This window comes from Streptomyces botrytidirepellens, from assembly GCF_003721215.1.
Classification (GTDB): domain Bacteria; phylum Actinomycetota; class Actinomycetes; order Streptomycetales; family Streptomycetaceae; genus Streptomyces; species Streptomyces himastatinicus.
The window spans coordinates 1-12662 of sequence record NZ_RIBZ01000263.1 but is presented as its reverse complement, the minus strand read 5'-3'; the positions used below and the strand labels follow the sequence as shown (position 1 = coordinate 12662).

Here is a 12662-nt window from a genome sequence, read left to right as displayed (position 1 = left end):
GGTCCCCGTGCCGAGCACGGGGACCGGGGCCCAGCGCCGTGGGGTCCGCCGCGTCAGCGGCCCCGGCCGGTGGTCGGTGCCGGACGCAGCAGGAAGCGCTGCGTCTTGCCACTGGAGGTCTTGGGCAGTGCGTCCACGAAGTGGATCTGCCGCGGGTACGCGTGCTTGGCGAACTTGTCCCGGACGAGCTGCTGTAGCTCGGCGGCGAGCGTCTCGCCCGGCTGGGCCCCGGGGCTCAGGACGACGAAGGCCTCGATGATCTCGCCGTACTCGTCGTCGGGGATGCCCACCGCGGCGGCCTCCGCCACGGCCTGATGCTCCTGGAGCACGCTCTCCACCTCGAACGGGCCGATGCGGTAGCCCGCCATCAGGATGACGTCGTCGCCGCGCCCGGAGAAGAACAGATCGCCCTCCTCGTCCTGCGCCGCGGTGTCGCCGGTGTAGAACCACCGCCCGTCGGGGCTGAACTTCTCGGCCGTACGCTCCGGCGAGCCCAGGTATCCCTTGAACCACATCAGCGGGCTGTCCGCGATGTCGATCGCCACCCGGCCGGGGACACCCGTCGCCGCCTCGGCGGAGTTGGTGTCCTCGCGCAGGATCTTCACGCTCCAGCCGGGCAGCGGGCGTCCCATGGAGCCGGTCTTGAGCTCGGTGCGCAGCTCCGCATGCCAGGCGTGGGCGATGACCATGCCGGTCTCGGTCAGGCCGTAGTGGTCGCGTACGGGGACGCCGAGCGCCTCCTGCGCCCAGTCGACCACGTCCGGGGGCAGCGGTTCACCCGCCGCGGAACAGCAGCGCAGCCGCAGGTCACCCGGGGCGCCACCGGAAGCGCGCAGCTTGCGGTAGACGGTGGGCCCGGCGGCGAAGTTGGTGACGCCGAAGCGGGACAGCACGTCCCAGGTGCCCTCGGCGGAGAACAGGCTGTTCAGCAGCAGGCTGCGGCGGCCGAGGGCGAGCGGCGCGATGATGGCGTAGTACAGGCCGTACGCCCACCCCGGGTCGGCCGCGTTCCAGAACACGTCGGTGGGCTGGTGGTCCAGGCTGAACTCCTGGTACATCACGAAGCCCGCCACGGCGCTCAGCGGGATCGGCACGGCCTTCGGGGAGCCCGCGGTACCGGAGGTGAACAGCTCCACGATGGGGGCGTCGCCGCCCACCGCCACCGGCTCGGGCTGCGGTGCGTGCGACTCCAGCAGCTCGGAGAAGGCGAGGTCGGTGCCGGTGACCGGGCCGGTCGTGATGATCTGCCAGGGCCGCTCACCGGGGAAACCGGCCTCCGGGTCCAGCTTCGGGCGCTGGTCGGCGTCCGTGACCACCGCCTTGGTGCCGTTGCCGATGGTGCGCAGCGCGATGGCCGGCGGGGCGAACGCGGTGAACAGCGGCACCTGGACGGCCCCGAGCCGCCAGATGGCGAGGGACGCGATGAGCAGTTCGGCGGACTTGCCCATCAGGGTGGCGACCCGGTCACCCGCCCCGACCCCCAGGGCGGCCAGGGCACTTGCCATGCGCGACGAGCGGTCGCGGAGCTCAGCGAACGTCATGTCATGGCTGGTCAGGTCCTTGCTCACCAAGGTGAACGCCACGGCGTCGGACGGATGCCGGTCGCACAGCAGATACGCGGTGCACGCCGCTGGCTCACCGAAGGTCTTGAGCAGGTCAGCCATGCGCTGTTCTGGGCTGGTCAAGAGGGCTCCTTGGGCTGGTTTCCACACGTCGCGCCATACGGGAGGTCGGCGGCAGCCTTCCCGTTGGCCGGTACACGCTATCGCGCTTTTCGATGTGCTCCGCAGCCGTGTGCGGTGGGATTCCGGCTCGTCAACGGCGCGTCAACGCGGTGGCGGACTCCCGGTTTCCGTCGCGGAAGCCACAACGGCACTCTGGCGTCACCTCGACCCCCGGCTTACCGTGGCAGCCGTAGTCCTCCCGTGCGCACGGCGGGTCATGTCTGAGCAAAACTTCCGGACAAGAGGTGAGCCTTGTTCCTCCGCCGAAGACGAGTCCGCCGATTAACGGTCGTCGCCACGCTCCTCGCCGCCCTGGCCGCCGTCGCAGCCGGGCCCGCGGGGGCCACACCCGACCGTACGCCGAGCGCCCGGCCGCCCCTGGTCGACCCGATCGACCCCCAGCGCTGGCGCAACCCCGACGACATGACGTGGGCCGACTACCGCGCGGTCCCCGGCACCCGCTGGGCCGACCCGGACGTCAAGCCCACCCAGCGCACCTTCAAGGGCGCGCTGGTGCTCCTCGACTATCCGGACGAGGAATTCACGGTCAGCCAACCCGCGGGGTCGACCCTGTTCGGCAACCCGCAGCCGTCCGCCTCCGGCATACCGCGCGACCGTCTGCCCCAGTTCTACGAGGACTTCCTCAACAAGCCCGGCGCACTCAACAACGGTCACACCATCAACGAGTACTGGATGGAGGACTCCGGTGGCCGCATCGGCGTCGACCTGACGGCCTTCGGGGTGTACCGCATGCCCGCGAAGTCCTACCAGTACGGCGTGGAGGACTCCATGAACCCCGGCGCCTGTCCGGCCGGGGACACCTGCGACATGGACATCCGGGCCGACGGGAAGGCGGCCTGGACCGCCGACGTGGGCGACGGGGAGACCAAGAAGTTCGACTTCGTCTTCTACCTCACGGCCGGGCAGGACGAGTCGTCCACCTGGCAGGAGTTCGGCCAGATGAAGTTCGCCGACCGGCAGGACGTACCGGCCATGTGGGGCCCGCCCGTGTCCAACGGCAGCAACGCGGCGGCAACCCGCTACGTACCGTGGACGTCGTGGCAGGCCGCGGCCCGTATCTGGCCCAACGCCACGGACGGCTCGTCCCTCCAGACCGAGAGCTCCGGCATGGCCGTGTACGCGCATGAGCTCAGCCACATCCTGGGCATTGGCGACAACTACAACAACCCCTACGGCACTCCCCTCAGCCGCTCCTACACCGGCATCTGGGGCATGCTCTCCCGCGGCTCGTTCAACGGCCCCGGCGGCCCGCACACCCGGTGGCAGATACCCGCCACCGCCGGCGGTTCGATGGGCGCCCAGCATGTGCTGCGCGACAAGCTGAAGCTGGGCATCGTGGACGAGAAGAACGTCCTGCGCCTGGACCGGGACGCGCTGGCGGACTCCGGAATGGCCGTCGCCCGGGTCACGGCGCGTTCCGCGCCACCGGGCGAGAAGGGGCTCGCGGGCGTCAACCTCACCCTGGGCAGCGATCTCTCGCCGACCTGCGACCGGAAGACCGACCCCCTGTGCGACGGCGGCGGCTACGACAACTACACCGTCGAGGTCGTGGACCGCATGGGCATGGACTCGTTCACCCCGGACAACGGAGTGCTGATCAGCAAGACCAAGAACAAGGACCAGGCCCCGTTCGCCTGGGTGATCGACGCCCACCCCGAGGACATCGACATGGTGGACTTCCAGCGCCCCGACGGCACCACGCAGAAGATCACCATGGGCGACTACCGGCAGCTCAGCGATGCGCTCTTCCACGCCGGGGCCGACTCCGGCAGCCAGTACGAGTACATCGACAAGGCCAACCGGCTGCACTTCTACGTCCTCGACCTGAAGCGCGACCGGTCCGGTGTGCTCTCGTACACCATCGCCGTCAAGTCCCTGGACGGCTCCGGGCCGCAGCAGCGTGGCGTCGACCTGGACCGTGGCGTGGCGAAGGGCCACCCCTCGAAGGGCCGCGCCCTGTGCACCTTCGACCTCACCAACACCGGCCGCGCCGGGGACTCCGGCGCCCATCTGGACTCCGATGTCTACCGGCTGTCGGCCACGGCCACCGGCCGGGGCTGGTCCGCGTGGCTGCCCAACCAGCTCGCCACCGCAAAGGCAGGCACCTCGGTCGACGTGGGCGTGGCCGTGACCGCGACGGGCGGGGCCGACCGGCACGGCAAGGTCGTGCTCACCGCCCGCTCCGAGAGCGACCCGCGCAAGACGGCCAAGGCCACGTGCGCGCTGCGCACACGGTGAGTACGGCACCATGAGGGCGGCCCGCCGGGAAACCGGCGGGCCGCTCCGTCGGATGCGCTTCCGTCAGTCGGAGGGCAGCGGCACCCGGAGGGTGTCCGGCTCACAGCCGTGTGTCCCCGCGATGATCCGCGCCGCGCCCATGGTGAGCGGCACCAGGCTCTGCTGGTCCACCTTGTCGGGGGTGTCCCTCGGGTCGAAGATGTACATCGGCGTGGTGATCAGTTGCACCAGCGGCACACCCGTGTAGTAGAAGTACGCGCCGTCGGTGGCCGGGTTCGGCGCGAAGGCGGTCGGCGACAGGATCCACGAGCGGCGCAGGTCCTCGGCCGCGATCGAATCGGCCACCAGCCGCTCCAGCGCGGGCGCCTGGGTGGTGAACCACCAGCGCACCTCCGGATCGTCGGTGGGCACGACCTCGCCGTCGACCACGATGGCCTGGCGCGCGGCGTGTTCCAGATGCATTTCGAGCACGACCTGCGGAAAGAGCTCCGGATGCGCCGCGATGAACGCCTGGGTGCCCGCGGCCCCGGCCATGTGGCCCGACGTCAGCAGGAAGAGCATGTTGTGCGGACGCAGCTCCTGCGGCACCGACGCCCAGAACCTGGCCTGCGCCAGGACGAGCGCCACCCCCGACGCGTCCTCCACCGCCGAGGCCCACGGTCCGTCATGGTGTGACCCGATGATCACCCAGTGGTCCGAGGCGCCGGGCAGGGTGCCCACCACGTTGTGGGTGGTCTCCTCGGTGATGGTGGCATCGGAGATGATCCGCCCCTCGCACGCGCCGGAAGCCATCAGCTCACGGACCCGCTCGCCGTCGCTCCCGCTCAGCCAGATCCCGGGGATCGAGCGCAGCTCGGCGTCATAGGGCCAGTAGAAGTCGCTGGTCTCCCAGGGCACACCGGTGAGCAGCCCGACGTACGCGGTCGCCCCGTCCTTGATGGCGATGTCGAAGTCCAGCACATGCGGAAGGTCGAACGGCACGGTCTGGACGAGGTCGGGGAAGACGCCCTCGGGGTCGTAGGCATCGGTGGCCCGGGCCTCCACCTCCGTCTGCGGCAGCTGGGTGAAGCCGATCTCCTGGACGGCGATGCCACCGCCCACCTCCCCGTCCTCCATCCGCACCAGCCGACCCTCGGTGCCCTCGGTGGGGGTGGTGTACGGGAGGGCGAGTCCGGTGAAGCGGGTGACCTCGCCGGGGCGGCCGACGGGCCAGATCTCGAAGGCGGCGGACCGCGGCCGCCAGATCGGCGTGTCCAGCGGTTCCAGCCGGACGTCCTCGAGCCCCGTTTCGCGGAACTGCTCGGCGGCCCACTCCTCGGTCCAGCTGTCGGCGGAATAGCCCGCCCGGCGAATGCCTTGGCTGACGATCAGTTCGATCCAGCCCATCATCTCCTTCGAGGTGGGTGCCCGATCGAGGTACTTCTCCAGCGCCGGCCAGCCGCTCATCGCCATCCTCCTTCGTCCCGACGTCCGGTTCATGCTCGGCGGCCGGTCTAAAGCTGGGCTAATGGGCCGCGGCGGCCGGGTCGTCTGGGGCGCGCCGGCCTGGCCGTCTAAGGCGCGGTGGCCGGGCCGTCGGGGGCGCGGTGGCCGGGCCGTCGCCACGTACCGCGGGCAAGCCACGCGTTAGAGCACCTTTAGGGACGGCACAAATGATGGTCGCCGTATCCGATCCGGACGTGCCAGGTGGCTCAGCCGCAGGTCAGCGCCCGATCAACCCGATGACCGAATCAACCCGATGACCAATGGGAGTTGCGTATGCGTACCCGGAAGGCAGTGCACACGGGCCTCGTCGCCGTGGGTCTCGTGGCGTTCGCCGTCACTCCGGTGAACGCCGAACCGGACGCCCGGGGCAAGCCGTCGCGCGCCACTCCCGCGAACCCGCTGCCCGCACCGCCCCAGATACGCGCACTGGATTTCCTCCTCGGGTCCTACAGGTGCGAGTACACACCCCCGCCGGGCAGTAAGGCGACGGTGATGCACCTGACTACCAAGCGGGCCATGGGCGGGCATTACTACTACACCGACGCGACCATGGAACCCGGCCATGTGGTCGGCCGGTCGACGTTCGGCTGGGACCCCGTGGGCAGAAAGTTCATCGTCCAGTACCACGACAACTGGGGATCCTCCGCGAACTACTCCTCGCCCGGCTGGAAAAACGGCCACCTGGTGTTCAAGGGGCCGCTCAGCCAGGTGGTCACTCCCAGCGCCACCGGAAAGACCGAGGGCGTGAAGATGGACGTGGTGGACGACTATCAGGTGCTCGGTCCAGGACATTTCAAGGACGCCACACGTTTCACCTTCCCCGACGGAAGTACCTTGCGCGGCAGCTACGACTGCCGTCGCCCCTAGCGGTTTTGCCGAGGTCAGCGGGTGGAAGCGGGAGCACCGACACATGGCGAGCAATGAAGAGAAGCTTCTCGACTATCTGAAGCGTGTGACGGCGGACCTCCGCCAGACACAGCGGCGTCTGAAGGATGTCGAGTCGGCCGGGCACGAACCGGTCGCCATCGTGGGAATGTCGTGCCGGTTCCCCGGCGGAGTGCGCTCCCCGGAAGAGCTGTGGGAACTGGTCGCCGCCGAGCGCGACGCCATCACGGAACTGCCCACGGACCGCAACTGGGACCTGGACGGGCTCTTCCACCCCGACCCGGAGCACCCGGGCACCAGCTACTGCCGCGAGGGCGGCTTCCTCGACGACCCCGCGGGATTCGACGCCGCGTTCTTCGGCATCAGTCCGCGCGAGGCCCTGGGCATGGCACCGCAGCAGCGGCTCGCCCTGGAGGCGTCGTGGGAGGCCATCGAGCACGCGGGCATCGATCCGGAATCGCTGCGGTCCAGCCTGACCGGCACCTTCATCGGCTGCGACCACCTCGACTACTGCACGGACGCCTCCCAGGTGCCCGAGGGCTCCGCCGGGTACTTCACCATCGGCAGCTCCGCGAGCGTGGTGTCCGGCCGGGTCGCGTACACCCTGGGCCTGGAGGGGGCCGCGGTCACGGTGGACACCGCGTGCTCCTCGGCGCTGGTCGCCATGCATCTCGCCTGCCAGGCGATCCGGCAGGGCGAATGCGATCTGGCGCTCGCCGGTGGAGTTGCCGTGATGTCCTCGACGGCGCCCTTCATCGGCTTCAGCGATCTGCGGGGACTCGCCCCGGACGGCAGGTCCAAGGCGTTCTCGGCGAGCAGCGACGGCATGACCCTGTCCGAGGGCGTCGGTGTCCTGCTGCTGGAGCGGCTGTCGGATGCCCGGCGCAACGGCCACCGGGTGCTGGCGGTCATCCGGGGTACGGCGGTCAACCAGGACGGCGCCAGCAACGGTCTGACGGCGCCGAACGGACCGTCCCAGCAGCGGGTGATCCGGCAAGCACTCGCCAACGCCCGCCTGACGCCGTCCGAGGTGGACGCGGTCGAGGCCCACGGCACCGGGACGACGCTCGGCGACCCGATCGAGGCCCAGGCGCTGCTGGCCACGTACGGACAGGAGCGCCCGGAGGACCGTCCGCTGTGGCTCGGCTCCATCAAGTCCAACATCGGGCACGCCCAGATGGCGGCAGGCGCCGCCGGTGTGATCAAGATGGTGATGGCGATGCGGCACGGGCTCCTGCCCGCCTCGCTGCACATCGACGAGCCGACCCCGCATGTGGACTGGAGCGCGGGGCAGTTGCGGCTGCTGACCGAGGCGGCGGAGTGGCCGCGGGGTGAGCATCCACGCCGGGCGGGCGTGTCGTCGTTCGGCATCTCCGGTACGAACGCGCATCTGATCCTGGAGCAGGCCCCGGACGCGCCGGAGGCCACCCCACCGGTCGCCGAGGCGGACGGGGTCGGCGGGGTGGTGCCGTGGGTGGTGTCGGCACGGAGCACGGAGGCGCTGCGCGGCCAGGCGGGCGCACTGCTCGACCGGGTGACGGCGGACGACGACGCCTCGCCGGTGGAGGTGGGCTGGTCACTGCTGAAGACCCGCTCGCTCTTCGACCACCGAGCCGTCGTCATCGGTGACGACCGGGAGGAGCTGGCCGCGGGGTTGCAGGCCCTGGCCACCGGTACACCGCACCCGGCCGTGGTATGCCCCGGAGGCGCTGCGAGCGTCTCGGGGCAGACGGTGTTCTTGTTCAGCGGCCAGGGCAGCCAGCGTCCCGGCATGGGCGCGGCACTGTACGACCGGTTCCCCGTCTTCGCCGAAGCCTTCGACGAGGTGTGTGCCCTCTTGGACCCCCACTTGGAGCAGCCGCTCCGGGATGTCGTCTTCAGCCAGGACCCCGAACACGCGCAGCTGCTGGACCACACCACCTACGCCCAAGCCGGACTCTTCGCCCTCCACATCGCCCTCGCCCGACTCCTCGCCTCCACCGGCATCACCCCGGACGCCGTCATCGGCCACTCCATCGGCGAGATCGCCGCCGCGCACATCGCAGGCGTCTTCGACCTCCCCGACGCCTGCCGACTGGTGGCCGCCCGCGCCACCCTCATGGGCGGCCTCCCGCAAGGCGGCGGCATGGCCACCATCGCCGCCACCCCCGACGAACTCGCCCACGACCTCGCCGCGAGCGACGGACAGGTCAGCATCGCCGCCCTCAACACCCCCACCAACACCGTCATCTCAGGACCTATCGCACTCGTTACGCAGATCGCTGCGGCCTGGGCCGAACGCGGCCGCAAGACGCGGCTGCTCACCGTCAGCCACGCCTTCCACTCCCCGCTGATGGGCCCCATCCTCGAACCGTTCACGCAGGCCATCAGCAACCTCACCTACCACCCACCCACCATCCCCCTCATCAGCAACCTCACCGGACAACCCGCCGATGAGGAGATCACCACCCCGGGCTACTGGGCTCAGCACATCCGCCAGCCCGTCCACTTCCACCCCGCCATCGCCCACACCGCGCCCGACACCGGTACGTACCTCGAACTCGGCCCCGACCCCGTCCTGACCACGGCCGTCCAACACACCCTCCACCACACCGACCACCCCACCACCCCTCTCCTCACGGCCACCCTCACCCGCAAGCAACCCGAAGTCCGGGCGTTCGCCACCTTCTTGGCACGGCTCCAGACCGCTGGGGTCGACGTCGACTGGGCTCCTTGGTTCCCCACCAACCCGGCGCCTCGTCGTGTCGCGCTGCCGACGTACGCCTTCCAGCACCAGCGGTTCTGGCTCGCCCCACCCGATGCCCGTACCAGCGGCACCCGCGTGGGGGCGGACCCGGCCGAGGTACAGCTGTGGCACGCCATCGAAGAGCTGGACGTCGACGCCCTCACCAGCACGCTCCAGCTGGAGAAGAACAGCCCCGGCATCGACGCGCTCCTGCCCGCGCTCCCCGTCCTGTCGGCGTGGCGGCGGCAGCACCGTGAGCAGGCGGTCATCGACTCCTGGCGCTACCGGACCACCTGGCAGCAACTGCCCGACGCCACCACGGCGGCCCTGAGCGGCACCTGGCTGGTGGTCGTGCCCGTCGGCCACGAGGACCACTCCGCGGTCCGGACCGTCGTCCAGGCGCTCCAGTCGCATGGTGCCGCCGCGTCCGTCCACGCGCTCCCCGCGGAGGGTCTGCGGCGCGATGCCCTCTCCGAGCAACTGACCCAGTGGTCCCAGGATGAGCCGATCGCCGGTGTGCTCAGCCTGCTCGCCCTCGACACCGCGGCACACACCGAACACTCCGCCGTCCCCACCGGGCTCATCGGCACCGTCACACTGCTCCAGGCCCTCGGCGACACCGGTATCACCGCTCCCCTGTGGTGCCTCACGCAGGGCGCGGTCGCCACCAGCCGTACGGACCCGCTCCCCCACCCGGGTCAGGCCCAGGTCTGGGGGCTGGGCCGGGTCGCCGCCCTCGAACACCCGCAACGGTGGGGTGGGCTCATCGATATGCCCACCACCGTGACCCACCACACCGCCGGTCGACTCGCCGCGCTGCTGGTCCCCGGACAGCCCGAGGACCAGGCCGCGATCCGCACCACCGGCACCTACGCCCGCCGCCTCGGCCACGCCGCTCCCGCATCGTCCGCGAAGCCCGCTCCCTGGCGGCCGACCGGTACGACGCTCATCACCGGCGGTACCGGCGGACTCGGCGCCCACATCGCACGCTGGCTCGCCCGCGAGGGCGCGCCTCATCTCCATCTCATCAGCCGGTCCGGCCCCGACGCGCCCGGGGCCGACCAGCTCAGCGAAGAACTCATCGCTCTGGGTGCCTCGGTCACCATCTCCGCGTGCGACGTCTCGAACCGCGCCGCGCTGCAACACCTCATCGACTACATCCCCGCCGAACACCCCCTGACCACCGTCATCCACACCGCCGGAACCATGGACCTCGGCCCGATCGCCGAGCTGGATCCCGAGCGGTTGCAGTACGTGCTGCACTCCAAGGCGCTGGCCGCCACTCATCTGCACGAGATCACCCGGGACCTGGGGCTCGACGCCTTCGTACTCTTCTCGTCGAACGCCGCGACCTGGGGCAGCGGGCAGCAGGCCGCCTACGCCGCGGCGAACGCGTACCTCGATGCCCTCGCCGAACACCGCCGGGCCCATGGACTCCCCGCCACCAGCATCGCCTGGGGCCCGTGGAGCGAGGCGGGCATGGCCGCCGACGAGAACACGCTCGCTCATCTCAAGCGGCGCGGTCTCTCCCCGCTGGCCACCGATCTGGCCATCAAGTCCCTGCACCACGCCCTGACGCACGACGACACCACGGTCACGGTGGCCGATGTCGACTGGGAGCGGTTCTCCAGCGCCTTCACCGCGCAGCGCCCGAGTCCGTTCCTCACCCCCGTGACGGCGCGTGCCGTGGAGGACACCACCACCCCCACCGCACCTTCCGCCGCGGTGACTCCGCTGCGGCAGCAGCTCGCCACCGCCACGGCGGACCAACAGCAGCAGCTCCTGGTGCGCCACATCCAGTCCCTCGCCGCCACCGTCCTCGGCCATGCGGGGCTCGACGCGGTTCCGCCCACGCAGCCCTTCCAGGAGCTGGGCTTCGACTCGCTCACCGCCGTCGAGCTGCGCAATCAGCTCGTCGCCACCACCGGTCTGGACCTCGCCCCCGCCCTCGTCTTCGACCATCCCACGCCGAGCGCGCTCGCCACGTATGTGCGCGCCGAACTCACTGGTCAGAAGGCCACTGTCGCTACGTATAAGTCCTCCGTAGCCGCTGACGACGAGCCCATCGCGATCATCGGCATGGCCTGCCGCTACCCCGGCGGAGTGCGCTCCCCGGAGGAGCTGTGGAAGCTGGTCGCCGAGGGCCGGGACGCCGTCGCGGCGATGCCCACTGACCGGCACTGGGACCTGGACACGCTCTTCGATCCCGATCCGGAGCGTCTGGGCACCAGCTATGCGCGGGAGGGCGGCTTCCTGTACGACGCGGCCGCGTTCGACGCGGCGTTCTTCGGCATCAGCCCGCGCGAAGCGCTCGCCATGGACCCCCAACAGCGGCTGCTCCTCGAAACCGCGTGGGAGACCTTCGAAAGCGCCGGACTCGACCGCGACACGCTCAGCGGCAGCAACACCGGCGTCTTCGCGGGGGGCACCTATCAGGGCTACGGCGCGGTCGGAAGCTCGTCGGCCCAGGAGGTCGAGGGCTATCTCCTCGCGGGCGGCACCCCGAGCGTGATGTCGGGGCGGGTGGCGTACACCTTCGGTCTGGTGGGGCCGGCGGTCACGGTGGACACGGCGTGCTCGTCGTCGCTGGTGGCCATGCATCTGGCCGCCCAGGCGCTACGGCAGGGCGAATGCACCCTCGCCCTGGCCGGCGGGGTCACCGTGATGGCCACGCCTACCACCTTCATCGAGTTCTCCCGTCAGCGCGGTCTGGCGGCCGACGGGCGCTGCAAGCCCTTCGCCTCGGCAGCCGATGGCACGGGCTGGGGCGAAGGAGCCGGACTTCTGCTGCTGGAGCGGCTGTCGGACGCCCGGCGCAACGGCCACCGGGTACTGGCGCTCGTACGGGGCTCGGCGGTCAACCAGGACGGCACCAGCAACGGCCTGACCGCGCCGAACGGGCCCTCCCAGCAGCGGGTCATCGGCCAGGCACTCGCCAACGCCCGTCTCTCGCCCGCCGAGGTCGATGTGGTGGAGGGACACGGCACGGGTACGACGCTCGGCGACCCGATCGAGGCGCAGGCGTTGCTGGCCACGTACGGGCAGGAGCGTCCGGAGGGCCGTCCGCTGTGGCTCGGCTCGATCAAGTCCAACATCGGCCACACCCAGGCCGCCGCCGGTGTGGCCGGTGTGATCAAGATGGTGATGGCGATGCGGAACGGGCTCCTGCCCGCCTCGCTGCACATCGACGAGCCAACCCCGAATGTGGACTGGACGGCTGGTGAGGTACGGCTGCTCACCGAGCCGGTCCGGTGGCCACAGGCCGAACGGCCGCGCCGGGCGGCTGTGTCGTCCTTCGGCATCAGCGGCACCAACGCCCACGTGATCGTGGAGCAGGCCCCGGACGCGCCGGAGGCTGCCCCACCGGTCGCCCAGGCGGGCGGGGTCCTGCCGTGGGTGGTGTCGGCACGGAGTACGGAGGCGCTGCGCGGCCAGGCGGGCGCACTGCTCGACCGGGTGACGGCGGACGACGACGCTTCGCCGGTCGAGGTGGGCTGGTCCCTGCTGAAGACGCGCTCGCTCTTCGACCACCGAGCCGTCATCGTCGGCGAGAACCGCCAGGAGCTGGCCGCGGGGTTGCAGGC

General features: G+C 70.6%; 5 protein-coding genes. 3 read left to right on the top strand and 2 right to left on the bottom strand.

The window, feature by feature from the left end:
- Positions 1–53 precede the first annotated feature (53 nt).
- Positions 54–1685, bottom strand: a complete 1632-nt coding sequence (locus EEJ42_RS20700) for an AMP-binding protein (protein ID WP_221179391.1) — start codon at positions 1683–1685, stop codon at positions 54–56.
- Between the two features lie 291 nt (positions 1686–1976).
- Here EEJ42_RS20700 and EEJ42_RS20695 point away from each other — a divergent pair, with 291 nt between their 5' ends.
- A complete protein-coding gene (locus EEJ42_RS20695; RefSeq protein ID WP_184503179.1) occupies positions 1977–3983 on the top strand; it encodes a M6 family metalloprotease domain-containing protein in 2007 nt (668 codons plus the stop codon).
- A gap of 63 nt (positions 3984–4046) precedes the next feature.
- On the opposite strand, the gene EEJ42_RS20690 is transcribed toward EEJ42_RS20695, so the two are convergent.
- The gene (locus EEJ42_RS20690; protein WP_123101679.1) at positions 4047–5429 is read right to left on the bottom strand and encodes a M28 family metallopeptidase; all 1383 of its coding nucleotides are present in this window, start codon (positions 5427–5429) and stop codon (positions 4047–4049) included.
- A gap of 312 nt (positions 5430–5741) precedes the next feature.
- On the opposite strand from EEJ42_RS20690, the gene EEJ42_RS20685 reads away from it, so the two are divergent.
- Positions 5742–6335 carry a hypothetical protein gene (locus tag EEJ42_RS20685; RefSeq protein ID WP_246097077.1) on the top strand — a complete coding sequence of 198 codons (594 nt, stop codon included), beginning with the start codon at positions 5742–5744 and terminating at the stop codon, positions 6333–6335.
- A gap of 43 nt (positions 6336–6378) precedes the next feature.
- The coding region (locus EEJ42_RS52980) for a type I polyketide synthase (protein WP_123101677.1) at positions 6379–12662 on the top strand (6284 nt) is incomplete at its 3' end.